Source organism: Synechococcus sp. H60.3 (assembly GCF_047462295.1).
Classification (GTDB): Bacteria; Cyanobacteriota; Cyanobacteriia; order Thermostichales; family Thermostichaceae; genus Thermostichus.
On sequence record NZ_JANSIY010000007.1, the window covers coordinates 15,483 to 41,150 of the forward strand.

Here is a 25,668-nt window from a genome sequence, read left to right on the forward strand (position 1 = left end):
CCTCGCCACTATCCTCGCCCCCAGCCCCTCTCCCAGCCCTCACCCCCGGCCCCTCTCCCAGAGGGAGAGGGGAGTTAGAGCGGCGCGTTCGCGACAGCGTTGCGTAGCAATAACGACGTAACGAACGGTTTCATTGCTGTTTGAAATGACTATAAGACTATAAACTGAGATGGGATCTGGAGCTCTGCTCCTCTTGCCTAGGCAGGGAGAAGCCGAAGCAGCTCAGTGTTCAACCGCCATCTTGAAAGGTTTGAACAGGTGCAACCTCGAAGGGGATCCCCCTAGCGCCGAAAGGTTAGCGCCTGGCCGCGCACCGAGGGATCCACCTGACCGTTTTGAAAGGCGATCTGCCCGCCCACAATTGTGAGCAGCGGCCAGCCCACCAGTTCCCAGCCCTCAAACGGGCTCCAGCCGCATTTGGTGAGCAGCTCTTCCCGGCGCACCGGCTGAGGCGTGTGGCGATCCACCAATACTAGATCGGCATCGTAGCCCACCTGCAGCCGCCCCTTGTTGGGGATCCCGTAGAGGCGGGCCGGCGCCTCGCACATCCACTGCACCACCTGGCGCAGGGTACAGCGGCCCTGCTGGGCTGCGGTCAGCATCAGGGGCAAGGCCGTCTCCACACCGGGCATGCCAGAGGGGGAGTGGGGGTAGGGCTGGGCCTTTTCGGCCAGGGTGTGGGGGGCATGGTCGGTGGCGATGCAATCAAGGATGCCGTCGTGTAGCCCCTGCCAGAGCTGGTTCAGGTTAGCCGGATCCCGCAGCGGCGGGTTCATCTGGACGAGGGATCCCAGGCGGGCGTAGTCGGCGGTGCTGAGCAGCAGGTGCTGAGGGGTGACCTCGGCGCTAACCCAGGCGGGTTTGTGCTGGCGCAGCAGCTCCACCTCCAGGCCGGTGGAGAGGTGCAAAATGTGCAGGCGGTGGCGGTAGCGGGTGGCCAAGTCCAAAGCCCGTTGCGAGGCAATCAGCGCGGCTTCTTCATCCTGAATCAGGGAGTGAACCGCCACATCTGTACGTTCGGCAAAGAGGGCCCGCCGGGCTTGAATCCGCGAGTGATCTTCAGCGTGGACGGCGATAACAAAATTGGGATCCGTCTCGGCAAAGATCCGCTCTAATGCCGCTTGGTCATCCACCAGCAAGGGGCCATGCATGGATCCCATGAAGATCTTGATGCCGCAAGCCCCTTGCACCGTTTGCAGCTCTTTGAGGTTATCGGCGGTGGCCCCGATGAAAAAGCCGTAGTTGACCACGCACTTGCTGGCGGCCCGGGCCAACTTGTCATCCAGCGTTGCCTGGTCGATCGTCAGCGGATCCGTATTGGGCATCTCCAGAAAGCTGGTTACGCCACCGCGAGCGCAGGCCCAGGATCCCGTCTGTAGGTCTTCTTTGTGCTCCCGGCCCGGCTCGCGAAAGTGAACCTGGGGGTCGATCACCCCCGGCATGAGGGTATGGCCCTCCGCGTCGATAACCCTAGCCACCCCTTCTGCCGAGAGACTCTGGCCGATTTGGGCAATGCGCCCCTCCCGCACCAGCACATCTCCCAGCCAGGGATCCCCTTCCGGCACCAATAGCTCCGCATTGCGGATCAGCAGACTGTCAGACAAAGCGCCCCCGAGACAACGCTAATTTCCCAGCCAGAATGTTCAGAGTACTTTATCAAAATACCTTGGAAGTATCAAAATACCTTGGAAGACTGGCCGCCAATCCGGCACCTCACTTCCGACTCAGCGCTGTCGCGACAGCGCAAAAGGGCTTTGACTTGACATCCCCTCCACGGCTGCGGCTGGCTTCCAGGCAAAGGTCTAGACGGCTCTTTCTGGTAATCTAAGTTGGGGGGTCTAAGATCGGTAGGTGTTGCCCAGTTTCCCTTGCTCCATTCTCTCTTTGTCTGGGGCTGTAGCTCAGATGGATAGAGCAAGCGCCTCCTAAGCGCTAGGTCGGCGGTTCAAATCCGCCCAGTCCCGTCTAAGTGAGTAGCTACTAGCTCCTCCAAGCTGGTGGTAGGATGTAGTCTACTGCCGGTTCTGACGGGGATCAGCCGTCAGAGGCAACGGGGAAAGTGCAGTGAGAATCTGCCGCTGTCCCGCAGCTGTGAGCCGGTTTTGGATCGGGGATCCCTAGTTGTTGTTGCAAAAGCCCTTGACGACGCAAGCCAGCCCCTCCAAAACTGAGCAAGTCAGAATGCCCGCCGGCGGTTTTTCCCCAGTTCACCATATCTGCGAGGTACAGATATGCTTCCCATTTTGACGTTGGCCCGTTCCCGTCCCGAAGTTTTTTCATCGGCCTGCTTACGGATTTTCGACGCTCTTGGAGCGTAGGCACTAAGTCAAAAGCGCGGACAAGAGAGCTAAGCAGTTGGCTCAGGGGCAGCTAACTCTTGGAGGACGTTTTCTTGCTTTGGTTGCGCAAAAGAGTCCTCTAAGCACCCTCCTGTGCCGAGTGGGCCAGCCGATAGGTTGAGGAACGCCTTGACAGCTCCAGCAGGTTTCCTGGCCTAGAGAAAACCTTCTGCCGGGATCCCACCGATAGGCATGTCGGCGGCCATTTCTTGCTGCCTAGGTTGGATGACAACCGGCTGTACAAAGCCAACTGGCGGCAACCTCATTTACCGAATTCAGTTCAGGAGACAGTACCTTATGGCCATCGAAACCCAAACCCTAGGCTATGCCCGCATGGGCAAGCGCCGCGAGCTGAAGAAAGCGCTGGAAGCCTTTTGGAGCGGCACCCTGGAGGCGGAGGCCTTGTCAGCAACGCTCCAGGAGCTGGAGGCACAGGTCTGGCGGGTACAGCTTCAGGCTGGCATCGACCACATTGCAGTAGGAGATCAAACCCTCTACGACCATGTTTTGGACTGGGCCACCTGGCTGGGGCTGATTCCCTCCCGGTTTCAGAGCTTATCAGGCCTGGAGCGCTACTTTGCCATGGCGCGGGGACGGGAGGGCCTGCCCGCCTTGGAAATGACCAAGTGGTTCGACACCAACTACCACTACCTGGTGCCGGAAATTGAGGTCGACGCGATCCCTCAGGCCCATTTCGATGACTTCCTGGCCACAGTGCGGCGGGCGCAAGGGATCCTAGGAAACCGCACCAGCCCTGTCCTCCTCAGTCCGGTTACCCTTCTTGCTCTAAGCCAGCGCTCTGGCGAGTTGCGGGGAGATCTGGAGAAGCTGCTTCCTCTCTACGAGGAGCTGCTGCAGGAGCTGCAGCGACTGGGAATCCGGGAAGTGCAAGTCCATGAGCCCATCTTGGTGACGAGCGAAGGCGACAGTCTCCGGGAAGCGGTGGAGCAGACCTACCGCCGGCTGGCTCGGTTGGGGATCCCTGTCCACTTGGTTACCTACTTTGACGACTTGGGGGAGACTTACCCCTGGGTGGTGGAGCTGCCGCTAGCCGGCCTCAGCCTCGACTTCACCCGCGGCCACAACCTGGAACTGGTCAGAGCCCACGGCTTCCCCGCCGATAAGATCCTAGGGGCGGGGGTAGTGGACGGGCGCAACGTCTGGCAGATCCAGCCCAAGGCCGTTCTGGCCACTCTGCAAGAGCTGCAAGCCCTAGCCCCCAACCTGCGGGTGCAGCCTTCTTGCTCGCTCCAGTTTGTGCCCCACGACGCTGCTCTGGAAACCCACCTGCCAGAGCCTTTGCGCAATGTTCTCAGCTTTGCCGAGCAGAAGCTGGCCGAAGTGGTTCTGCTCGCTCGCACCCTCAACGGCGAAGACACCGCTGCCCAGCAGAACAAGCTGGAACAGCAGTGGCAGGCCTTCCAGGACTTCAATCCCCCCAACCTTGCGGTGCGCCAGGCCTTGGCCAACCTGACGGCGCAGGACTTCCAGCGCTCCCTTCCCTACGAGCAGCGTATAGGCCGGCAGGTCAAGCTGCCACCGCTGCCCACTACCACCATCGGTTCTTTTCCCCAAACCCCCGAAGTCCGGCAGTGGCGGGTCAAGTACAAAAAGGGCGAGATCTCCCAGGCCGAATACGAGGCCGCTATCGACGCCGAAATTGCCAGGTGCATCCGCATTCAAGAAGAAATTGGCCTGGATGTGCTGGTGCATGGCGAGTTCGAGCGCACCGACATGGTGGAATACTTTGCCCAGCAACTGCAGGGCTTTGCCTTTACCGAGCACGGCTGGGTGCAGAGCTATGGCAGCCGCTGCGTGCGTCCCCCCATTCTCTACGGCGATGTGTCTCGCCCTTGCCCCATGACGGTGCGGGAGTTTAAGGTGGCCCAATCTCTAACCCAAAAGCCGGTTAAGGGGATGCTCACCGGGCCGGTAACCATGCTCAACTGGTCCTTCCCCCGCGTTGACCTTTCCCGCCGCGAGCAAGCCTTGCAAATTGCCTTGGCCCTGCGGGCAGAGGTGGCCGACTTAGAAGCTGCCGGAGCCGTAATGGTACAGGTGGACGAGCCAGCGCTGCGGGAGGGTCTACCCTTGAAAAAAGAGCGCTGGCCGGAGTACTTAAGCTGGGCGGTGGAGGCCTTCCGACTGGCTACCGCTGGCGCCAAGCCCGAAACCCAGATCCACACTCACATGTGCTACTCGGAGTTCGGGGACATCATCGAGCACATCGAGCGGCTGGACGCCGACGTTCTCTCGATCGAAAACAGCCGCAGCAGCAACAAAACCTTGCTGCAGATCGCCCAAGCGGGCTATCGCCACCAGGTGGGCAACGGCGTTTACGACGTCCACAGCCCGGCGGTGCCCGACACCGAGCAGATTCTCCAGCAACTGCGCCTGGGAGTGGCCCACTTGCCGCTAGAACAAACCTGGGTCAACCCCGACTGCGGCCTAAAAACCCGCCGCTGGGAGGAGGTGATCCCTGCCCTGAGGAACATGGTGGCAGCCACTCAGCGCCTAAGGGAGGAGCTCCAGGCCACCTAGCCCCCGGCGAGATCCCTCAGGCCAACGCTCCCTCCGCCGGCAACCGACCATTTGGGGCTACGACAGCCCCAGCCCGCCTGGCGGCTGGCCAATAGGGCAAGATGGAATTGTCTCGTCACTCCGCTGGATCGACAGACCCAGGGAGGGATCCCTTGCTTGCCCCCTTGCCACCGAAGGAACGATAATCGTCGTCGTCTCCAGCCATATTGACATCATTCTGATGAATCCGACACTTTGGGTTTTTTGGGGCCTAGTCCTGCTGCTGGCCGTGGGCCTGGCAGCCTACCTGCTAACCGCCCGCAAGTACCGATCTCCTGAATCGGTAGCCCGCGCCTACGACGAGTGGACCCGCGATGGGATCCTGGAGTTCTACTGGGGCGAGCACATTCACCTCGGCCACTACGGATCCCCGCCGCGGCGGAAGAACTTCATCCAAGCCAAGTACGACTTTGTCCACGAGATGGTGCGCTGGGGCGGGCTGGATCGGCTGCCGCCGGGGACGACGGTGCTGGATGTAGGTTGCGGCATCGGCGGTAGTTGTCGCCTCTTGGCCCGCGACTACGGCTTTGTCGTAACCGGCATCACCATCAGCCCGCAGCAGGTGCAGCGGGCCCAAGAGCTCACCCCCCCCGATCTCCCTGTCCGGTTTCAGGTAGCGGATGCCCTCAATCTGCCCTTTCCCGACGCCAGCTTTGATGTGGTCTGGTCCATCGAAGCGGGGCCCCACATGCCGGACAAGGCCCGCTACGCCAGCGAGATGCTGCGGGTGCTCAAGCCGGGAGGCATCTTGGTAGTGGCGGACTGGAACCAGCGGGACGACCGTCAAAAGCCCCTCAACTTCTGGGAGCGGCTGGTGATGCGGCAGTTGTTGGATCAGTGGTCGCACCCCGCTTTTTCCAGCATCGAGGGGTTTGCTGAACAGTTGCAAGCCACCGGGCTGGTGGAAGGGCAGGTGGAAACCGCCGACTGGACGCAAGAGACCCTTCCTTCTTGGCTGGATTCCATCTGGCAGGGCATTGTCCGTCCCGAGGGCTTGCTGAAGTTTGGCTTGGTAGGCTTGATTAAGTCGCTGCGGGAGGTGCCCACCTTCTTGCTCATGCGCCTGGCCTTCGGCACTGGCCTCTGCCGCTTTGGCATGTTCCGGGCGGTGCGGGCCGCCACGCCGGCAAACTCCGCCTCCCCAGAAGTAGTTGGCTACAGCACCCAATAAAAGACAATGACGCTCCTTGCTCCCCCTCCGGAGACTCTGGACGCCCTCTACGACGTGATCATCGTTGGCGGCGGCATTGCGGGCTTAACCCTAGCTTGTGCCCTGCAGGGATCCGGCCTGCGCTTGGCCCTCATTGAGGCCCAGTCGGCTGAGGCAGTCAGGCAGCGCCCCTTGGCCTATGCCCTTTCGCCGCTCTCGATCCGCATCTTTCGGGCCATCGGGGTGTGGGAGGCGCTGGCTCCCCACATCACACCCTTTGCCCAGGTGATTCTGACCGACGCCAACGCTCCCCAGCGGGTGACGTTTAGGCCGGAGGATGTGGGGGAAACGGCAGTTTTCTACTGTGGTGAACATGGCTGGCTGCAGCAGATGCTCCAGGAGCGGGTGGCTGCGGATCCCCAGATCACCTGCTACTACGAAGCCAGGGTGGAGAGGGTCACTTATGGAAAGGCCGCGGCTGAGGTGGAGCTGGAAACGACCCAAGGCCGACGCCGGCTGGCCGCCTCCCTGGTGGTGGCTGCTGACGGCCTGCGCTCCCAGGTGCGCCAGGGGGCAGGGATCCCTAGCGACGGCTGGGACTACTGGCAGTCGTGTATCACCGCCCTGGTGGCCCCTGCCCAAGATCACCAAAACATTGCCTACGAACGCTTCTGGCCTGCTGGCCCCTTCGCCATCCTGCCCCTGCCCGGCAATCGCTGCCAAGTGGTCTGGATCCTGCCCCATGAGCAGGCCAAGGCTACCCTGGCGCTCCCCCAGGCTGACTTCTTGGCCGAGATGCAGCGCTACTACGGCGTCCAGGGCGGCTGCCTTACCTTGCTGAACCCGCCCCAAGTCTTCCCGGCCCGTCTGCGCCAGAGCCGCCGCTACTATCAGCACCGCCTGGCCTTGGTGGGGGATGCAGCTCACCACTGCCATCCAGTGGCGGGCCAAGGGCTAAACCTCGGTATCCGCGATGCCGCTGCCTTGGCCCAGGTGCTGCTGGAGGCCTATAGACGGCACGAGGATTTGGGGGATGTCAAAGTCCTACGGCGCTACGGCCGCCGGCGCCGCTGGGAAAACTGGCTGGTGCTGCTCTTTACGGATCTACTGACCCGCACCTTCTCCAACTCCTACTGGCCCCTAGTGGTCTTGCGGCGCTTGGTCTTGCAAGGAATGATCCTCTTCCCACCGCTGCGGCGCTTTTTGCTGCGCCTGATGACTGGCCTCTGGGGAAGCTCTCCCTACAGCCCCAGTTCCTCCTTGGCCTTTTGAGCTGCCCAAAGCACCTCCGCATCGGCAGCCGCTGACCAGTCGGGATCGGCGATCTGGGCGTAGAACTTTTCGTCATAGGGGCGAGTTTGCACCACCACCGGCATGGGCACGGCGTGGCCGAGGATCAGGGCCTGCTGTTTGGAATCCAACTTGGCCAGCACCGTTTTCAAGTTCTGGCTGCCCGCTATCCCTGTAAAGACAGCGTCGATATCCTGCTCGTCGTTGAGGAGGGCCGTGATGCGGGTGCCCAACTGCGACATCACCTCGCTGTCGATACTGGAAGGGCGCTGATCCACCACCAGCAGTGTCACAAAGTACTTGCGCATCTCGCGGGCAATGGTGCCGAAAATGGTCTGCTTGGCTGCCCGCGGATCCAGAAAGCGGTGCGCTTCCTCGATGGTGATGCACAGTTGCCGGGGCCGGTCAAGGGGATTTTTGGACTGCAGGTACCGCTCCGTCTGCTGCACATAGGCCTGGTGGATGCGGCGGGTGATGACGTTGGCTGCCAACATGTAGGAGAGCAGGTTGGACTGGGATCCGAACTCGATGACCACGTGGATGCCGCGGCTGAGGGCCTCCAAGATCTCGCCGATGTAGTTGTGGGGCAAGCTGTTGCGGATGTACTTGAGGTCGTCGAGGCGGGTCAGCTTGCGCTGCAGGGCCAGGATCGAGGCCTTGTTGCCCATCTTCTGTTCGCAAAACTCTTGAACCTCGGCGTTGGAGAGGCTCAAGAGCCGGCTGATCCAGTCGCGGCCAAACTCGTTGCGCAGGATAATGGCGTTTTCCAGGCTGGCCTCGGAGAGGTTGAGCTCCTCCGCCAACAGGGCCAGATCTTCCACCTCGATCTGGTTGTAGGCAATAAACAGTTCGCGGGCATCCCGCACCCCTCGCCGCCGGGTGGAATCGGGATCCAAGGTATAGATTTGTACCTGGCCGGGGAAGAGCTGCCGCAGCCCCTTGACAGTGGTGGCCTGCCTATCCTCGCTGGCCGCCTCCCAGCCATACTCAGAGTGCATATCAAAAATTAGGTTCACCGCCGCCCGTTTGCGGATGATGCCCGCCAGGAGCAGGCGGGCCAGGAAGGATTTGCCGGTGCCGGACTTGCCGAAAATGCCGTTGCTGCGCTCCACCCAGCGATCCAAATCCAGACAAATGGGCACCGCCATGTCCAGAGGCTGACCGATGGCAAAGTTGCGCCGAGTGGGGTCGTCTTCCCAGCCGAAGACGGTGCGAAAGTCCAGCTCCCGCGCCTCGTACACCTGGGAAAAGTGGGCCGGCACTGTTTTCACCGGCAGCAGCTCCATCGCCTCAGCACCAGGAAGGGCTGGGCCGCCATCTTCTAGCCGGTTGGGATCAATGAGGGGGTACAGCCTTTCCCCTTCCGTCTGCCGCGGCACCAACATCAGCATTGGCGTGAGGGCGATAACCCCGTAGGTGCCGGTACCCGCCAGCACCTCCTGCAGCAGGGTCTCTTCCGGGCGGGGGGGGTTGACCAGGATCTGGGGGTTGCTGGTTGCTAACGTAACGTCGGTGAGCAGGCCAAAGAAGCGGTGGCGCTCCCCTTGAATGACCACAAACTTGCCCACCCGCAGGTCTTCTACCGAAACGCCAGGGTTGAGGCGAGCTTCCAAGCCCCGACTCAGGGATCCCTGAATCACCGTGGCCAAAGGTTGGGAAGCGGTCATGGCGGTGAGACTAGTTCTAGGCACGGGCGCTGGTGCGGGGGGCGCCATCCTGCACAATCCAGGTGCGGACAATCTCCACCTCCTCCGGCGTCCAAAAGCCCAGACGGGAGAGGGGCAGCCCACGGGCTTGGATGTAGGCAATCTCGGGGGATCCGCCGCGGGCTTGAGGGCGGTTGGGGTTGTTGGCGTTGAGAAGGGTGGCGTGGCGGCGGGTCCAGCGGGGAGCGATCAACTCGCTGTTGGGATCCCCTGGCTTGACGTAGGCCAGAACCGCCTCGTAGCTATCCAGCAACTGGGTGCGCTGTCGCCCCGCCGGCTGGTGACAGCCAACACAACTGGCCTCCAGCAGCGGTTTGATGTCCCGCTCGTCAGTAAACTGCAGCTCGGTGCGAAAGCGCAGTTGGATGGCCTGCTCCAGCGGCAGCCCCTCCTGGGGGGCAAGCGTAAGGGTGTAGTCGGTGCTGAAGCGCAAGGGATCTCGAGGCTTAAGCAACAACTCGTCTCCCTGCACGTCGAAAACGACCGCTGCCGGCGGCTCCAACTGAACCACCAGCCGTTGTAGATTGGGATCCAGTGGCCGATTGAATTGCAGCCGTAGGATCCCGTCCCCAAAAACGTCCTGCTGCTCAGGAGCTGGCTGCGAGGAGACCCACTGCAGCGGCGCATTTGACTGCGACTCAACCTGCAGATGAGGCTGGACGGCCCAAAACACCACTGCCAACACCACCAATCCCACCCAAGTTTGCCAGCGGCGAGCCAGGTTCTGTGCAGTTGAAGTGTACATTGCCGCCGCCCTCATGAACTTTAACTTTTGTCAGAATAACGAAGCCCTCTGTGCTTTAGCCATCAATTGATACCTATTGATACAGACAGCTAGGGATCCTCAACGAATACGAGGATCCCTTGTCTGCCTAAAAGCAGTATGACGATGGAGGGAAAGAAGCATCTCGCCCTTCCCTAACCATCGAGGGCTTTACCCAAGCTGAAACGCTGTTATCAGCAGAGAGAACCTCGACAAGGCAGGCGACAGGAAATCAGTCGATGCGCTCTAGCTTGATGTTGTGGTGGCCCAACTTGATCTCGAACTGATCCCCGGGCTTGAGGCCCATCTTCTTGGTGTAGGCAGCTCCGATGAGGAGGTTGCCATTCTTGTGAACCGAAACGCGGTAAGTCGGAGCCCGACCGCGGGAACCGTTCTCATCACTAGCATCGAGATCCACACCGACTGCCTTCAGCAAGGCGTTGTTGAACTGCATCAGATTCACTCGCTCCTGACCATTCTTGGTATAGGTGACGTAGCCACAGGCGCGAGCTTTTTCCTTGCGATCCGCATTTCCCATCGAAGTTACCTTGTCGAGGAGCTCTTGGCCAGTGAGTGGTTTTGGTTTACCGGTCGTAGTCATATCAAGATGGTTCAAGGACAACAGTTAGTGTAGCCAAAAACAAATAGCGATTGCAATAGAGTTGCCTTCAACTCTTTCTTATTAGAGGGGATAAGTTCGGCAACCGGAATGGGATCTGAAGAGGCGAGTGCGCAAAACAGCGGTAGTGAATTCCCTCTGCGGAACAGAACCTGTAGAGTCGAGGTCGGACTTTCGCAAAGAGGGGTTCTCCCCAGGCAAGCCATAGGCTCGTAAGTGCTGTTCTCAGCGGGCTTTGCAGCCCGAGCGCTAGCACCTTTGGGCGAGGGATTCCTGTTGGGTCACTGGTAGGAGGCAAAAGCAGGGAAACTGGAAACAAGGCTGTTTGAGTGTTCTCTGGTATGGATCCCTTTTGGTCGGGGCGGCGTCTGCTGGTTGGGGTGAGTGGGGGAATTGCTGCCTACAAAACGGCGGCTTTGGTATCTGCTCTGGCCCAGCAGGGGGCAGAGGTGAGGGTGGTTTTGACGAAAGCTGCAGAACAGTTTATCTCCCCGCTGACATTTGCCACCGTGTCTCGCCAGCCAGCTTTTACAGATGCCGAGTTTTGGCAAGCCACGCGGGGACGACCGCTGCACATCGAGCTGGGGGAATGGGCCGAAGCTTGTCTCATTGCCCCCTTATCGGCCAACACCTTGGGCAAGGTGGCCCAGGGGCTGGCGGACAATTTGCTCACCAATGTGGTTTTGGCTTGCCACTGTCCGGTGGCCCTGGCACCGGCCATGAATACTCACATGTGGAAGGCTGAAGCAGTGGCCGAGAATTGGCAGCGGCTGCAGCGGGATCCCCGCTTTTGGGCCTTGCCCACTGCCAGTGGCCGCCTGGCCTGTGATGCGGTGGGGGAAGGGCGTATGTTGGAGCCAGAGGCGCTGCAGGAGTATGTGCGGGCTCTGCTCTGGACAGGGGGAAAAAAAGACTGGCAGGGTAAGCGGCTATTGGTGACGGCGGGGGGAACGCGCGAGCCCATTGACGCGGTGCGTTTTATCGGCAACCCGGCCAGTGGGCGGATGGGGGTGGCGCTGGCAGTGGCAGCGGCCTGCCGGGGGGCCAACGTCACGCTGGTGCATGGGCCGCTGGGGATCTCCTTTGATCCAGCACCCTTCGCCATTCGGGCCGTGCCGGTGGAGACGGCAGCCCAACTGGAGAGAGTTTTGCAGGCGGAGTTTCCCCAGGCCGATCTCTTGTGGATGGCTGCCGCTGTGGGGGATGTGCGCCCCGCCCAGGTTTACGCGGGGAAGCTGCCAAAAGGCGAACTGCCCCAGATGCTGCCCTTAGAACCCGTCCCTGACCTGGTGGCAGCTTTGGCCCGCCACAGACGTGCTGGCCAGCGCCTCATCGGCTTTGCCGCCCAAAGTGGGGATCCCCTCCCCCCGGCCAAGGAGAAGCTGCAGCAGAAAGGGCTGGATGCCATTGTGGCTAACCCCATCGACCAACCGGACAGTGGCTTTGGCAGCAGCCACAACCAAGGCTACTGGATCCCGCGGCAGGGCAGCCCGGAACTGCTCCCGTTGACCACCAAACCGGCCCTGGCTCACCGGCTGCTGGATCTGGCCCTGCACCTGGGCTGACTTCCATACCGCGATAACGCTCCCGGCCAAAATCAGGTACCTTTGAGGCTAAGCGCAGAGGGATCCGATGGCGATCATCGTTTTGAAAGCCTGGTATTTGGATTCGGTGTTGTCTGCCTCCCAAGTTCAACAGCGAGCCCCTGACTTGCGCCTAAGCCGTACTGGCCTGCTGAAAACGGCGATGCGAGCCGATTTCCTCGACGATGTGGAGCAGGTGAAGGCCTCTGTCTGGTGGCAACGCTACTTGGAAGGGGAGCTGGTGGAGTTTTACATCGAGGGCAGCGGTGCCTATAGCATCTCCAACCTCGATCTGATCAGCCGCGAGATCTACTTCAACAAGCGGGCCACCCTGAACATGACGGAGCCGGCCATCTACTTCTGCGGCCAAGCGGATTATCCCGACTCCAGCGCCACGCTGCACCAAGCGTTGCAGGCGGTGGTGGAGACCATTAACCGCCATCACCAGCCGGTTCTTCCGCTGCAACTGCAGGGATCCCCGCCCGCTGACAGCGAGACACCTCTAATCGACGCAGCGCTGATTCGCAAGCTCAAGCATGCGCTGCTGGTGGTGGCCGATGTCACCCCGGTGCAGGTGAATGGCCGAGGGCGCCCCTTGCCCAGTCCCCAGGTCTGTCTGGAGTTGGGCTATGCCCTGCAAGCGAAGCGCCCCGAGCAACTGCTGCTGGTGCAACTGCCCCGGGACGGCATCGAGGGATCCTTCCCCTTCGGGGTGGAGGGCAGCAGCTTTTTGAAAATCGGCGATCCGCAGCGCCTGCTGGATCAACTGGAAGCTGAGATCCTCCGCCTGCTGCAGCGCCATCGAGTCATCTCCCTCTAATGGCAGCACCTACCCAAGCCTCCCTGGCAGCAGCTAGACTGCTTTGGAGGGCCGCCTGCTCTGTCCATCGACCTAAAGGCGGCTCTTGTCTTGGGCAGAGCCTTCTTTCCCCACAGTCAGACGGCTGCAGCCGCCGCCACACTTCGGAAACTCTCTATCAGCCTCTACTTCCCTGGAACTATGACCCTGGCCGATGCAAATTCTCTGGGTTCTCCGGATCGCTCTGCAGCAGGTTGGCAGAGAGGTTTGAACGGCCTGATGTTCCTGCTGCTGGCGGGAGTTCCTCTATCTTGGGTGGGGCACTTCCGAGGCTGGGATCCCAATTGGGTCTTCCTCTGTGCCGCTTTGGCAGTGGTGGCCTTGGCCAAGTTTATCGGTCAGGCCACGGAGGAAATCGCTGCCTTGACCGGGCCGACCATCGGGGGGCTGATCAACGCCACCTTTGGCAACGCCACCGAGCTAATCATTGGCCTGGTGGCGCTGCGGGCAGGGCTGGTGGAGGTGGTGAAAGCCTCGATCACCGGCTCGATCATCAGCAACCTGCTGCTGGTGGCCGGGCTGGCCATGTTTTTGGGCGGCATCAAGTTTCGCGAGCAAAGCTTTCGGCCCGAGGTGGCCCGCATGAACGCCTCGGTGATGAACCTGGCGGTGGTGGCCTTGATCTTGCCCAGTGTGGTGACCTATGCCGACGCCAACTTGGGAGCGCTCTCCATCCAAGAGCTCTCCACGGCGGTGGCCTTGGTGCTGATCGGGGTTTATGGCCTCACTTTGCTGTTTTCCCTCAAAACCCACAGCTACCTTTACACCATTCACGAGGCAGAAGCGGCAGAACATGAAGCCGCTGCCCGCCTTGCTCCCAATCCAGTTTTGCAGGCAGAAGGATCCATTCCCCAGGTGTTGACGGCCCCGCCCGAGCAGCCTGGGCTATGGCCTTGGGTGTTGGCCCTTTTGGGGCTGACGGTATTGGTGGCTCTTGAGTCGGAGTTGCTGGTGGACACCTTGGAGGCTGCCCTAGAACGCTTGCACATGACACCGCTGTTTATGGGGGTGATCTTGTTGCCGATCATCGGCAATGCAGCCGAACATGCGACGGCAATCACGGTGGCCATGAAAGACAAGATGGATCTCTCCTTTTCAGTATCTCTGGGCTCGACGATGCAAATTGCCCTGTTCGTGGCGCCCCTGCTGGTGCTGGCCGGCGACCTGCTGGGCCAGCCGATGAACTTTAACTTCGGCACAGTGGAGCTGGTGGCGATCGCCGTCTCGGTGTTGCTGGTCAACTCCGTCAGCAGCGACGGCCGCTCCAACTGGCTGGAGGGGCTGTTGCTCTTGGCCACCTATGCCATTCTCGGCATTGCTTTCTTCTTCTTAGATTGATGGGAAGAACTTCAGCATCGGCTCATGCCGCACAATCTGCAAGCTTCAAGTAGATCGAGGCGGAGAACAGCGGGATCCCTGCTTTGGCCGCTCCTTTTCGGCACGTCCCTCGCCCTATCCCCGGCCATCGAGCCGGCATGGGGTCAGGAAACTTCTCAAAACAACGGCACCGCCTCCAACCGGCCTTTGCTCAACCCCTTACATGCTCTGGAAGAGCTGCGGCAGGCGCTCAGCCTGCCCACCGCCTCCATCCAAACGGAGGCCGTGACGCTGGATGGACGGCGGCTGTTTTTGGTCGCCGCACCGCAGGGGGATCCCGGCAGCGTGCCGCCGGTGTCGCAGCGGGCCCGCTCCATCGAACAAACCCTGCGCCAGTTGGCCCAGTCGGGCTTCGACCCAGAAACGTTGCAGGTGGAGGTCGTCCTCGACAGCCAAACCAACCAGCCGGTGATCCGGGTGAATGGGCGACATTTGATGACCATCACCTCTCTGGACGCTCAGCTTCAGGGCAGCCAGCCGATGGATTGGGCTGAACAGGTGGCGGGCATTGTCGAGGAGGCCCTGCGCACCTGGCAGCGAGAACGGCAGCCTCAATTTTTGCGCCGCCAAGCCCTGATAGCCCTCGCCATTCTGGCAGCAGCGGGGAGCCTGAGCCGGCTTTGTCAGCGAGAACGACGACGGCTGCAGCAAAAACGCGATGCCCTGCAGGCGGAGTACCAGGCCATCCAAGCAGAGGTGCAGGAGCGCCTCCAGGGGGAGCCAGGCGCGGATCCCGTCTTGGTTGAACAACAGGCAGGGCGCAAACGGCAGGCATCCTATTTGGAGCTGCAAATTCGTCTGCTGCGCCTGGTGCAGGTTGGCCTGTGGACGGGCGGCGTTGGGGTGAGTTTGGGCCTTTTCCCCCAAACACGCCCCTTGCAAACGTTTCTCCTGGTCTCGCTGCGCGGCCCTCTGCTGCGCTTGGCAGGGGTGGGCCTGGCGACTTATGGCAGTGTTTGGCTGAGCAGCCTGCTGCTGGACGGCCTCTTCGCCGCCTTGCGCCAAGAGCAGTGGCAAAATGCCCCCACCTATCGCCTCAGCAAACGCCTCAGCACCTTTGCCAGTGTCTCCAAAGGAGTGACAGCCACCGCGCTGGTTTTGCTGGGATCCCTGGTCGGCTTGGCCTCAGTGGGGGTGAATATCGGCCCTTTGGTGGCCAGCCTGGGCTTCATCGGGCTGGGGATTTCCCTGGCTGCCCAGGATTTGATCAAAGACGTGATCAACGGGCTGTTGATTTTGCTGGAAGACCAATTTGCCGAAGGAGATGTGATCGTGGTAGACGGGCGGAGCGGCCTGGTGGAACACATGGATCTGCGGCTAACCCAGTTGCGCAACACCGAAGGCAGCCTGATCTCCATTCCCAACAGCGCCATTCGGGTGGTGGAGAACCTCTCCAACGGCTGGTCGCGGGTGGATTTGGGGATCGTGATCGCCTACGAAAACGACCTGGAACAGGCGATCCGCATCACCGAGCAGGTGGCGCTCCAGATGTACCGGGAGCCGGCTTGGCGGGACAAAATCCTCGAGCCCCCGGAGATGCACGGCGTCGATGACCTGGGGGAGCGGGGGATCACCCTGCGCATCTGGATCAAAGTGCAGCCCCTACAGCAGTGGCGGGTGGCGCGGGAATATCGCCGTCGCCTCAAGCATGCCTTCGACCAAGCCGGGATCCGGATTCCGTTTCCGCAACAAACCCTCTGGTTCCACAGCCCCTTGGAGATGCGCATCCAGGGCCTCAGCCCAGAGGAGACCCACCGCCTGCTGCGCCTGATGGAGTCGCGGCTCGAGGCTCGTCCACGGGAAAGAGATCCTGACCCAGAAGACCTCACAGACCAGGTTCCTGCCGAGGGTCTTCATCGCCCTTAGCCGCCCAGCCGGCCTGCAGTGGCGACAGGGCCAAAGCTACTCGTCGCCGATGATTTCCGGCTCGGTCAGTTCATCCGACATCTCGATGATGGCGCGGCGAATGGGCTTCATCCAGCCCTCTTCCACATCGTTGGGATCATCGTAGCGGCGACGCTTGGCCCGATTGGCCACCTGCACCGTGATGCGATAGCGGTTTTTGGAAGCGTTAATTAACGCCTCTACCCGACGCATCAGCTCGTCGTTGTCGATGCCCAAGTGAGGGTTGCGCAAGGTCATTGTCGGAGTCCTGCCTTGTCGGTTTTGTTACCAAGTAACCTTTTATCCTAGCAAACCTCTCGGCAGCTCATAAGGGCCTCAGCCCGGCCCAGGGTGAGGGATCCCCAATCAAAACCAACGTCCCACCGACTTGCGCACCGCAATCAAGCTGCTGCTGGTGCCCAGAAAAACCCCCATCCCCAGCAACAGCAGCAGCAGAAACCAAAACTCTCCCTGGCCGGGATCGGCCTGCACTACCTTGAGGAAGGGCAGCGCAATCAACCGATCCAGCGCCTCCTGCAGCAACTGTCGGGATCCCAGAACCAAGCCCCAAGCCCCTAGCGCGCTGACTACCCCGAACAGGCAGCCCTGCAAAATAAAGGGCAAGTAAATCCAGGTCGCCGTCGCCCCCACCAGTTGCATCACCTCAATCTCCCGGCGCCGCGCCATGACAACCAGGCGAATGGTGGTGGTGATCACAGCCACTGCTGTCAGGGCCAACACCCCGGTGATGCTCAGGGATCCCAGACGTAGCACCTCCTGGATTTGGGCCAGTTGCTCCACAATGCGGCTGCCGTAGTACACCTCGTCTACCCCTTCCAATTGGCGAATCTGTGCCGCCACCTCCCCCAGGGCTCCGGCAGAATCGGCTTTGACCCGCAGGGCATCCACCAAAGGGTTCTCCCCCAACTGAGTCTCCAGGGCCGCCTCATCCTGGATCCCCATCTCCAGCAAAAGGTCGCGCCAAGCTTGCTCTTTGGTGATGACCCTCACCTCCGCCACATGAGGCAGTTGGGCAACTTGGGGTTGCAAATCCACCCCCCGGCCTTCCGGCTCTAGATAGACGGAGATCTCCAGTTGCCCCCCCAGAGACTGGACTGTTGCATCCACCCCCCAAGACAGCTCAACGCCGATTCCCACCAGAAACAGCAACACCAACAGGGTGCTCACCGCCGCCCAGTTTAGCCAGCCTCCCCGCCGCAACCCCAAAAAAGTTTCCTGCAGGAGGTAGCGGATTTTGTTGAGAAATCGGGAGAGAGATTGCATGCTGTTTACCGCCCAACACTGCCAGTAAACCCAATCTTCAGGATTCCCACCCTATGCAGCGCCTCAGCGCAGATCATACAGGCGTCCTCCTTCCAGGCGCACCACCCGGTGACCCGCCCGCTCCACCAGATAGGGGTCGTGGCTGGTCATGAGGATCGTCACGCCAAAGGAATTGAGCCGCTCCAGGATCTGCAGAACCAAGAGCGAGTTTTCCCGATCCAGATTTCCCGTTGGCTCGTCCGCCAGCAACAAGACGGGCATGTTGACAATGGCGCGGGCCAAGCTGAGGCGCTGTTGCTCCCCTCCCGAAAGCTCGTGGGGGAAGTGATCCCGCTTCTCGGTCAGCCCCACCATCTTCAAAGTTGGCCCCAGGCGGCGGTGGATCTCTGCTGGGGAAAGTCCCTGGGCCCGCAGCACAAAGGCCACATTTTCCGCCAGGGTGCGATTGGCCAAGAGGCGATAGTCTTGAAAAACCACCCCCAAGCGCCGCCGCAACATTGCCAGAGGGCGGGGCGGGATGCAGTAGGGCCGCCGCCGACCTTCCGAAGAAAACAGACACACCTGATCCACTATCACCGTGCCCTCGGTGGCCTGTTCGGCCCCGTAGAGCAGCCGTAGCAGGGTGGACTTGCCTGCCCCCGACACTCCGGTTACGAACACAAACTCGCCGCGGCGCACCTCTAGGTTCACATCTCGGAAAACCCAGTTGCCGTTGGGAAAGACCTTGCTCACCCCCTGCAACGACACCATGCTCTCAGCGCTACCTGGGGCCGGCAGGGATCCGGGCTGGGGCTTGGGGTAGAGGCCCAAGGTGGTTTCTGGGTCGGTTGGGGCGGGGAGGGAGGGGTTGGGGGTTGTACCAGCCCAAGGGTGAAGGCGAGGAGCGTAGCCAGTGTGCTGACCAAGCATCATGGTAAAACGCTTAGACAGAAGAGAACGAGTGGAGCTGCCAGGCTAGGAGCGCGAGGGAGAAGAGGGATCCCACAGCACCCGCCAGGCAAACCTGGGCAAAGCCAACATGCGTCGCCAGCGCCAGGGTTCCTGATAGAGACGATACAACCATTCCAGGTGATGGTCACGCCACCAGCGGGGGGCCCGTCGTTTTTGCCCAGCCCAAATGTCGAAGCTGCCCCCCACCCCCATCCAGATGGCCTGGGGCAGAAGGGCCCGCCGCTGGCGGATCCACAGCTCCTGTCGCGGGGATCCCAGCCCCACCCACACCAGTTGGGGTTGAATTTTTTGGAGAGCTTGCAGCAGTTTTTCCTCTTCGGCGCCAGAGAAGTAGCCGTGATGGCCCCAAATGGACAGAGAGGGAAAGCGAGCTTGCCACTGCTGAACCGCTGCCCGGTTGACTTCCGGCCTTCCTCCCACCAAGGCCAAGCGCCACCTCCGTTCTGCTGCCCGCGAGATCAAAGCTTCAGCCAACTCGATCCCTGGCACCCGCTGGACACGGATCCCCTGCCGCCGCAAGGCCCACACCACCCCAATGCCGTCTGGGATCACCAGCTCAGCCTCCTGCAGCACTTGGGCAAAGGCCGGATCCTGCTGCGCCTGCATGATCATCTCCGGGTTGCAGGTGACCACCTGGGCACCCTGGCCCTGGCTGATGCGGGCTTCAATCCAGGCGGTATAGCTCTGCAGATGGGCTTCCGGCAGGGCTAGGTGCAGGTTGACGCCCAAAAGGGGGTAAGTTACCAATGACATTGCCACAGGCCTAGGGAGAGAACTTGCTTCCCCATCCAAATTGTGCCAACAAAAAAGAGCGCCATCCTTCGGGGTGAGACCAAAAACACCGGCCAGGGATCCCCATGCTCTCCGAACAGCCTTCTCCAAGCGTCTTGGCCCCCCGCGAGGGGCGCTGGCTCTGGCAGGGCCAGTCCATCCGCTACCAACAGGCGGGATCCGCTGGCCCAGCAGTGGTGCTTATCCACGGTTTTGGGGCCAGCAGTGACCACTGGCGGAAAAATTTGCCGGAGCTGGGGCGGCACTGCCGCGTGTACGCCCTGGATCTGCTGGGGTTTGGGGGATCCGCCAAGCCCTTGCCAGGATCCCCTTTCCCCTACACCTTTGAAACCTGGGGCGCCCAGGTGGCCGATTTTGGGCGGGAGGTGGTGGGGGAGCCAGCTTATCTAGTGGGCAACTCCATTGGTTGCATTGTGGCCTTGCAGGCAGCTGTTTTGCAGCCAGGCCAGGTCTTGGGGGTGGCGATGTTGGATCCCTCGCTGCGGCTGTTGCACGAGCGCAAGCGTCGCCAGATCTCTTGGCTGCGCCGCCGAACCACTCCCCTCATCCAGTCCTTGCTAGGGTGGCCCCCTTTTGGGCGGTTTTTCTTTGCCCAAATAGCCCAGCCCCGGGCCATTCGCAACATCCTCCTCCAAGCCTATGGGCGCAAGGAGGCGGTTACGGAAGACCTGGTGCAGCTTTTGCTGCGACCGGCCCTCGATCCGGGGGCGGCAGAGGTTTTCTTGGCCTTTGTGCGCTACTCCCAGGGGCCCTTGGCCGAAGATCTCCTGCCCCAGGTCACCTGCCCCGTCCTCATCCTCTGGGGAGAGGCGGATCCCTGGGAGCCCATTGCTCTAGGGCGGGCCTTGGCCGAGTTCCCCTGCGTGGTGGGGTTCATCCCCCTGCCGGGAGTTGGCCACTGCCCCCAAGACGAGGCCCCGGAGCTGGTCAACCCACTGCTGCTGGCTTGGATCCGGGATCCCACCCGAAAACCTGAGCTCAGGATCCCCTAGCAGCGCCTCTCCCAGAGGAGGGAAGTTGGAATTGGCCTAACTTTTCTCGCAAGGGGGGAGGTCTGGGTTCTCCCGCCTAAGAGCGACCGAGGTGCTCCAGTTGCTCCAGGTTGGGGCCGCTCAGCCGGAAGGCCTGGCCAAACCCCTGAATGAAGCTGCCGCCAGTGGGGGTGATCTGGCAGAAGTGGAAGTCCGCTAGGCCCAGGATCATCTCGGCTATCTCGTACTTGGCACGATAAAGAGCCTCGAACCCCTTGGCTTGAGCTTCCTCGCGGCTGAGGAACTGGGCTTTTCCGCTCACCATCACCCGCGGCAAAGCGTGGTTGCTGCGGGGATCCCCCGGCGTGGGCGGCTCGTGGATGAGCAGGCTGGCTCGCGGATCCGCCCGCAAAGCCTGGGTGTGGGCAGAAAGGTCGCTGATGACAATGGCAAAGCGCAAGGGATCCCACTGCACCACAAAGGGCACCAACGACACTGCTGGGGAGCCCTGATCCAGCACTGCTAAGCTGGCCACCGGCTGGCCCTCCAGCAGCGCCTTCAACTTTTCCTGCACCGACATCGCTTTTTCTCCCATTGCCCCTGCTATTATCCCCAAGCCCCCCTCGCTTGAGAAGGGCTGGATCCCTGGGATAATATCCATTGCCCGTTTGAGCAGCCCGCACCACCGGGAGCAACATTTTTCGACCTTTTTCAACCCTATCGACGTCGATACATCCCAATGTATTGTGACTATCTTGTTCAGATCCTCACGGCTCGCGTTTACGACGTCGCCCAAGAAACCCCCCTGGAGCCGGCTTTTAACCTCTCCCGCCGCCTGAACAACCAGGTCTGGCTCAAGCGGGAAGATCTGCAGCCGGTTTTCTCCTTCAAGCTGCGGGGGGCCTACAACAAGATGGCCCACCTACCCTCGGAGCAACTGGCCCAAGGAGTCATCGCGGCTTCTGCCGGCAACCACGCCCAAGGGGTGGCCCTGGCAGCGCAGCGACTGGGCACCCACGCGGTCATTGTGATGCCCGTCACCACCCCCCAGGTGAAGATAGAGGCGGTGCGGGCGCGGGGGGCCCAGGTGGTCTTGCACGGCGACACCTTCGACGACGCCTACGCCTACGCGCGGCAACTGGAAGCTGAAAAGAGCTTGACCTTCATCCATCCCTTCGACGATCCCTTGGTGATTGCCGGCCAGGGCACCATCGGCATGGAGATCCTGCGCCAGTATCAACAGCCCATCCACGCCATCTTCGTCGCCGTTGGCGGGGGCGGCCTGATCTCGGGCATCGCCGCCTACGTCAAGCGCCTGCGCCCGGAGATCAAAATCATCGGGGTAGAACCACTGGACGCCGACGCCATGTACCGCTCCCTACGAGCTGGCCGAAGGGTGCGCCTCTCCCAGGTAGGCCTGTTTGCTGATGGGGTGGCGGTGCGAGAGGTGGGGGAAGAAACCTTCCGCCTCTGTCAGCAGTACGTGGACGAGATCCTCTTGGTGAGCACCGACGACACCTGTGCCGCCATCAAGGATGTCTTTGAAGATACCCGCTCTATTTTGGAGCCCGCCGGCGCCTTGGCCATTGCCGGCCTCAAAGCCTACGTCAGCCGCACCGGCATCCAGGGACAGACCCTGGTGGCGGTGGCCAGCGGGGCCAATATGAACTTCGACCGCCTGCGCTTTGTGGCCGAGCGAGCCGAGATCGGCGAACAGCGGGAGGCCATTTTCGCCGTCACCATCCCCGAAGAGCGGGGCAGCTTGCGCCGGTTCTGCGCCCACATCGGCCAGCGCAACCTCACCGAGTTCAACTACCGCATCGCCGATACCCAAGAAGCTCACATCTTTGTCGGCCTACAGGTGCGGGATCGGGCCGATGCCCAGGCAGCGGCCCTGGATCTGGAGCGGGCTGGCTTTAAGACCTTGGATCTCACCGACGACGAGCTGGCCAAGCTGCATCTACGCCACATGGTGGGGGGGCGCTCCCCCTTGGCCGAGAACGAGCTGCTCTACCGCTTCGAGTTCCCGGAGCGGCCCGGGGCCCTAATGCAGTTCTTGTCTTGCATGAGCCCCAACTGGAACATCAGCCTCTTTCACTACCGCAACAACGGCGCCGACTACGGTCGCGTCCTCATCGGCATGCAAGTGCCCATCTGGGAAATGCCTGCCTGGCAGCGCTTTCTGGATACCCTGAACTATCGCTACTGGGACGAAAGCCGCAATCCGGCCTACAAGCTCTTCCTGGCCTAGTCAGTGTCGGCTTATTGCGGGGGTGAACAAAGCTGTAAACAAAACTTTACAATCTTATGTGGAGCGCGCTACGCTGGTAGAGAAAGAGCAAGGAGAATCCTATGAGCAAATATCGCTCCGTCGTAGTTGAAGAAGGTGGCCGTCTCAACAACTACGCCATTGAGCCGGAGATGTACGTGGACACTGTTCCGCGGGTGGGCTTCACCGACTATGCAGAGCGCTTGAACGGGCGTTTGGCGATGATCGGCTTTGTTGCCCTAATCCTGTTTGAAGCCTTATCCGGAACTACTCTCATCGGCTGGCTGCAGTCCTTGGGGCAGTAGGAGAGGGGAAGGCAAGCCGTGGCCTGGGGAATCCGGGGTAGCCAACCTGGGAGTACAACCTTTTGCGTGAACAAGCCTTTCCTTGGCTGACTTTGCACACAGAGGGATAGCTTGGTAGCCCTGTACTCAGCGCTCCGCGCCGCTGACGCGGGTAGTGCGGGGCGGAAAAGCCCGCCAGCGACTTTAGTTGCTCATCAATAGTGTAGTTGTCACCGGGGCGTACTGTTCCCAGGCGCGCCCCTAAGACGGTGAAAAACCCGACCAGTGGCAAGCGTCCGGAAGATACTAACGTCTGAGCTAAGCTGCAAGGACTCCGTCGCGCTGACGCGAACAGAAAAGCCAGCAGAACCTTGGGGCTTTGCCTCAAGGAATTCTCTAGAGGCGTCTTGACAGCGCTTTTATGAGTTTGTTTTTGAACGGCGTAAGAATCCCCTGCCTTTAGGTGGTGGGAGTGTCAGCGCGCATTGAAAAGACAAGGGCGGCAAAGCCAAGCAAGTGGTACCGGGCCTGGTTTCTTGGGACGCTGTGAGCGATCCCAAGTCCGGCATTCTGGAGGCGACCCAACGGGAGATTGGCCGCTGTTTGGCCTGGGATCCCGGTGAGGAGCCGCCCACGGATCCCCAGGCCATCAGGGAGTCCACTGCTAAGTACGCGCCGCCAGTTTACGACCCCTTTGCTGGCGGGGGAGCGAGCCCGCTGGAGGTGCAGCGGTTGGGGCTCAAGGCTTATGCCAGTGACTCAAACCCGGTGGTCGTTCTCATCAATAAGGCTCTGATTGAAATTCCACCGCGATTTTCAGGACAGGCTACCGGTTAGCGCCCTCACCCCCAACCTCCTCTTCCACAAGGCGAGGGGGAGTCAGAGAAATGGAAAGTTCCTCCAGCAATTTAGAAGAAGATGCAGGAGGTGGCTCGACAACTGCGGCGGGAATCTACACCTTCTGAGGGGATTTTGTGGGAAGCGCTGTGTAATCGCAAGTTGGAGGGGCGCAAATTTCGGCGGCAGCAACCGATCGGCACATTCGTGGTCAATTTTTCTGCAAGGAAGAGGCTTTGATTGTAGAGGTCGATGGCCAATCCACAGGCACCAAAAAGATTTGGATCGCCAACGAGAGGAACTGCTGGAAAGCCTAGGACTGCGCTTTGTGCGCCTGAGTAGCCACTTGGTAGAAACCAATCTCCCCGTAGCCCTGGATCGAATCCGCACTGCCTTCCTCCCCTCTCCCTCTGGGAGAGGGGTTGGGGGTGAGGGATCCAAAAGACTACAATAGCGCCAGCCCATCCTCAAATCCTCTGAACGGGATCCCTCAAGCCGTGATCTCCCTCAACTTACGGCCCAGCCTGGAGTTGACCGATGAAGTTTTTGAACAGCTTTGCCGGCAGAACCCTGAGCTGCGCTTGGAGCGCACTGCCCGGGGGGAGCTAGTTGCCATGGCCCCTGTTGGCAGCGATAGCAGTCGCCAAAACCTGAGCCTCAGCGCCCAACTCTGGCAATGGAACCGCCAAACCCAGCGTGGCGTGGCCTTCGACGCTTCTGCCGGCTTTGCCCTCCCCAATGGGGCCATTCGCTCTCCCGATGCCGCCTGGATTACCAAGGAGCGCTGGCAGCAGCTTACTCCAGAGCAGCGCCGCCGCTTTGCACCCCTTTGTCCAGATTTTGTCCTGGAATTGCGCTCCCCTTCCGACGACCTGGCCGCTTTGCAGGCCAAGCTGCAGGAGTACCTCGAAAACGGATCCCAACTGGGCTGGCTGATTGACCCGGAAAGCCAGCGAGTTTACGTCTATCGCCCCGCTCAGCCCGTCCAAGTCCTGGAGCGCCCAGCTTACCTCGAAGGGGATCCCGTCCTCCCTGGCTTTGTTGCCGATCTCAGCTTAGTTTGGGAATAGTTCCCAGGGAACTTGCCTATGATTGCTCTTAACCTACGGTCCAGCCTGGAGTTGACCGATGAAGTTTTTGAACAGCTTTGTCGGCAGAACCCTGAGCTGCACTTGGAGCGCACCGCTCAAGGCGAGCTAGTCGCCATGGCCCCTGTCAGCAGTGAGAGCGGACTTCGCAATGCCGACCTGCTGGGCCAGCTCTGGCAGTGGAACCGCCGCACGAGCTTAGGACTTGTCTTCGACTCCTCCACGGGTTTTGCCCTCCCCAACGGGGCCATTCGCTCTCCCGATGCCGCCTGGATTACCAAGGAGCGCTGGCAGCAGCTTACTCCAGAGCAGCGCCGCCGCTTTGCACCCCTTTGTCCAGATTTTGTCCTGGAATTGCGCTCCCCTTCCGACGACCTGGCCGCTTTGCAGGCCAAGCTGCAGGAGTACCTCGAAAACGGATCCCAACTGGGCTGGCTGATTGACCCGGAAAGCCAGCGAGTTTACGTCTATCGCCCCGCTCAGCCCGTCCAAGTCCTGGAGCGCCCAGCTTACCTCGAAGGGGATCCCGTCCTCCCTGGCTTTGTTGCCGATCTCAGCTTAGTTTGGGAATAATCTGCCCCGAGTTGCCCTCTTTTCCCACCTACCCCTTCTTGCAGCCCTTGACCGGTGGCTATCAGCAACCACGAACGTAAACTTCCCCCGACTTCAGCCGGGGGCTTAGGGACTCCGTCTCGCTGACGCGAACAGTAGCCCTGTAGTTGGCCTGCCAACCCCAAACCCCCCTCTGTCCCCCCGTATACGGGGGGATGTAGGGGAGCAGGCCGGTTTACAGCAGCCCCCAAAAGCGCAATTACAAAGGACTCCGTCCCGCTAACGCGAGTGGTAAAATCTGCATCCCCTTCCCAACCACAGGCCGGGTTCACACAACGAAAACGCTTCCCTTCCCACTGGCCAAGCCACAAGCACCGGTGGCAGGTCTGCGAAGTGTAGGCAGGCAGAACCACCACAACCTTGACTCCTGCTCTTACTGCCTTGTAGTGCAAAAATTGCCTCAACGGGTAGAACGCCCAACCGTTCAACC

At 60.9% G+C, this 25,668-nt stretch carries 23 protein-coding genes, 1 tRNA gene, 1 pseudogene and 1 riboswitch; of the genes and pseudogenes, 15 read left to right on the forward strand and 10 right to left on the reverse strand.

The features are described 5' to 3' along the window. Positions 1-281: 281 nt before the first annotated feature. Complete coding sequence (locus NW841_RS01745) at positions 282-1,604, reverse strand: dihydroorotase (protein ID WP_414385092.1); 1,323 nt, start codon at positions 1,602-1,604, stop codon at positions 282-284. 286 nt (positions 1,605-1,890) lie between these two features. Between NW841_RS01745 and NW841_RS01750 the strand changes: the two genes are divergently transcribed. The 4 genes from NW841_RS01750 to NW841_RS01765 all read left to right on the forward strand — a co-directional run bounded on the left by NW841_RS01750 (position 1,891) and on the right by NW841_RS01765 (position 7,341). Further along, positions 1,891-1,964 (forward strand) — tRNA-Arg (locus tag NW841_RS01750). A gap of 38 nt (positions 1,965-2,002) precedes the next feature. Beyond that, positions 2,003-2,208, forward strand: a riboswitch (cobalamin riboswitch). Positions 2,209-2,636: 428 nt separating this feature from the next. Then, positions 2,637-4,880, forward strand: coding sequence for a 5-methyltetrahydropteroyltriglutamate--homocysteine S-methyltransferase (gene metE, locus NW841_RS01755; protein WP_414385094.1), 2,244 nt, complete (start codon positions 2,637-2,639; stop codon positions 4,878-4,880). A gap of 220 nt (positions 4,881-5,100) precedes the next feature. Further along, a complete protein-coding gene (locus NW841_RS01760) occupies positions 5,101-6,090 on the forward strand; it encodes a methyltransferase domain-containing protein (RefSeq protein WP_414371916.1) in 990 nt (329 codons plus the stop codon). Between the two features lie 6 nt (positions 6,091-6,096). Beyond that, positions 6,097-7,341, forward strand: a complete 1,245-nt coding sequence (locus NW841_RS01765; protein ID WP_414385096.1) for an FAD-dependent hydroxylase — start codon at positions 6,097-6,099, stop codon at positions 7,339-7,341. Here the strand turns inward: NW841_RS01765 and NW841_RS01770 are convergent. From NW841_RS01770 to NW841_RS01780, 3 genes are all read right to left on the reverse strand, one after another. Further along, positions 7,311-9,026 (reverse strand): helicase HerA domain-containing protein, encoded by a 1,716-nt coding sequence (locus NW841_RS01770; RefSeq protein WP_414385108.1) that lies wholly within the window; start codon positions 9,024-9,026, stop codon positions 7,311-7,313. The two genes, NW841_RS01765 and NW841_RS01770, sit on opposite strands and share 31 nt — an antisense overlap. Before the next feature lie 16 nt (positions 9,027-9,042). Beyond that, complete coding sequence (locus NW841_RS01775; protein ID WP_414385098.1) at positions 9,043-9,810, reverse strand: Ig-like domain-containing protein; 768 nt, start codon at positions 9,808-9,810, stop codon at positions 9,043-9,045. Between the two features lie 250 nt (positions 9,811-10,060). Next, a complete protein-coding gene (locus NW841_RS01780; protein WP_011429082.1) occupies positions 10,061-10,429 on the reverse strand; it encodes an AbrB family transcriptional regulator in 369 nt (122 codons plus the stop codon). A 359-nt stretch (positions 10,430-10,788) separates the two neighbouring features. On the opposite strand from NW841_RS01780, the gene coaBC reads away from it, so the two are divergent. The 4 genes from coaBC to NW841_RS01800 all read left to right on the forward strand — a co-directional run bounded on the left by coaBC (position 10,789) and on the right by NW841_RS01800 (position 16,132). Continuing rightward, positions 10,789-12,012 (forward strand): bifunctional phosphopantothenoylcysteine decarboxylase/phosphopantothenate--cysteine ligase CoaBC, encoded by a 1,224-nt coding sequence (coaBC, locus tag NW841_RS01785; RefSeq protein WP_414372000.1) that lies wholly within the window; start codon positions 10,789-10,791, stop codon positions 12,010-12,012. Positions 12,013-12,079: 67 nt separating this feature from the next. Further along, on the forward strand, positions 12,080-12,850 hold the full coding sequence (locus tag NW841_RS01790; protein ID WP_414364075.1) for a hypothetical protein: 771 nt from the start codon (positions 12,080-12,082) through the stop codon (positions 12,848-12,850). Positions 12,851-13,108: 258 nt separating this feature from the next. After that, entirely contained in the window at positions 13,109-14,227 is a 1,119-nt protein-coding gene (gene cax, locus NW841_RS01795) for a calcium/proton exchanger (RefSeq protein WP_414371998.1), read from the forward strand. A gap of 186 nt (positions 14,228-14,413) precedes the next feature. Continuing rightward, the gene (locus NW841_RS01800) at positions 14,414-16,132 is read left to right on the forward strand and encodes a mechanosensitive ion channel family protein (RefSeq protein ID WP_414371912.1); all 1,719 of its coding nucleotides are present in this window, start codon (positions 14,414-14,416) and stop codon (positions 16,130-16,132) included. Positions 16,133-16,168: 36 nt separating this feature from the next. Here NW841_RS01800 and NW841_RS01805 read toward each other — a convergent pair whose 3' ends face one another. The 4 genes from NW841_RS01805 to NW841_RS01820 form a co-directional block, all read right to left on the reverse strand. Then, positions 16,169-16,408, reverse strand: a complete 240-nt coding sequence (locus tag NW841_RS01805; protein WP_011429075.1) for a DNA-directed RNA polymerase subunit omega — start codon at positions 16,406-16,408, stop codon at positions 16,169-16,171. Between the two features lie 108 nt (positions 16,409-16,516). Then, complete coding sequence (locus NW841_RS01810) at positions 16,517-17,434, reverse strand: cell division protein FtsX (RefSeq protein WP_414385099.1); 918 nt, start codon at positions 17,432-17,434, stop codon at positions 16,517-16,519. A gap of 63 nt (positions 17,435-17,497) precedes the next feature. After that, entirely contained in the window at positions 17,498-18,346 is an 849-nt protein-coding gene (locus NW841_RS01815; protein WP_414364078.1) for a cell division ATP-binding protein FtsE, read from the reverse strand. Between the two features lie 42 nt (positions 18,347-18,388). After that, positions 18,389-19,138: a WecB/TagA/CpsF family glycosyltransferase gene (locus tag NW841_RS01820; protein WP_414364079.1), complete on the reverse strand. Its 750-nt coding sequence runs from the start codon at positions 19,136-19,138 to the stop codon at positions 18,389-18,391. A 104-nt stretch (positions 19,139-19,242) separates the two neighbouring features. On the opposite strand from NW841_RS01820, the gene NW841_RS01825 reads away from it, so the two are divergent. Continuing rightward, complete coding sequence (locus tag NW841_RS01825) at positions 19,243-20,169, forward strand: alpha/beta fold hydrolase (protein ID WP_414364080.1); 927 nt, start codon at positions 19,243-19,245, stop codon at positions 20,167-20,169. A 76-nt stretch (positions 20,170-20,245) separates the two neighbouring features. On the opposite strand, the gene NW841_RS01830 is transcribed toward NW841_RS01825, so the two are convergent. Then, positions 20,246-20,743 (reverse strand): pyridoxamine 5'-phosphate oxidase family protein, encoded by a 498-nt coding sequence (locus NW841_RS01830; protein WP_414385100.1) that lies wholly within the window; start codon positions 20,741-20,743, stop codon positions 20,246-20,248. A gap of 144 nt (positions 20,744-20,887) precedes the next feature. Between NW841_RS01830 and ilvA the strand changes: the two genes are divergently transcribed. The 6 genes from ilvA (at position 20,888) to NW841_RS01860 (ending at position 25,199) form a co-directional block, all read left to right on the forward strand. Further along, positions 20,888-22,399 (forward strand): threonine ammonia-lyase, biosynthetic, encoded by a 1,512-nt coding sequence (gene ilvA, locus NW841_RS01835; protein ID WP_414385102.1) that lies wholly within the window; start codon positions 20,888-20,890, stop codon positions 22,397-22,399. Positions 22,400-22,500: 101 nt separating this feature from the next. Then, on the forward strand, positions 22,501-22,722 hold the full coding sequence (locus tag NW841_RS01840; protein WP_414364083.1) for a high light inducible protein: 222 nt from the start codon (positions 22,501-22,503) through the stop codon (positions 22,720-22,722). A 525-nt stretch (positions 22,723-23,247) separates the two neighbouring features. After that, positions 23,248-23,538 (forward strand): DNA adenine methylase, encoded by a 291-nt coding sequence (locus NW841_RS01845; protein ID WP_414385104.1) that lies wholly within the window; start codon positions 23,248-23,250, stop codon positions 23,536-23,538. An 81-nt stretch (positions 23,539-23,619) separates the two neighbouring features. Further along, a complete protein-coding gene (locus NW841_RS01850) occupies positions 23,620-23,778 on the forward strand; it encodes a DUF559 domain-containing protein (RefSeq protein WP_414364085.1) in 159 nt (52 codons plus the stop codon). A gap of 257 nt (positions 23,779-24,035) precedes the next feature. Then, a complete protein-coding gene (locus NW841_RS01855) occupies positions 24,036-24,608 on the forward strand; it encodes a Uma2 family endonuclease (RefSeq protein ID WP_414385111.1) in 573 nt (190 codons plus the stop codon). Positions 24,609-24,626: 18 nt separating this feature from the next. Then, a complete protein-coding gene (locus tag NW841_RS01860) occupies positions 24,627-25,199 on the forward strand; it encodes a Uma2 family endonuclease (protein ID WP_414385106.1) in 573 nt (190 codons plus the stop codon). 134 nt (positions 25,200-25,333) lie between these two features. On the opposite strand, the pseudogene NW841_RS01865 reads toward NW841_RS01860, so the two are convergent. Further along, positions 25,334-25,668 (reverse strand): annotated as a pseudogene (locus NW841_RS01865) (zinc ribbon domain-containing protein); the annotation flags it as partial.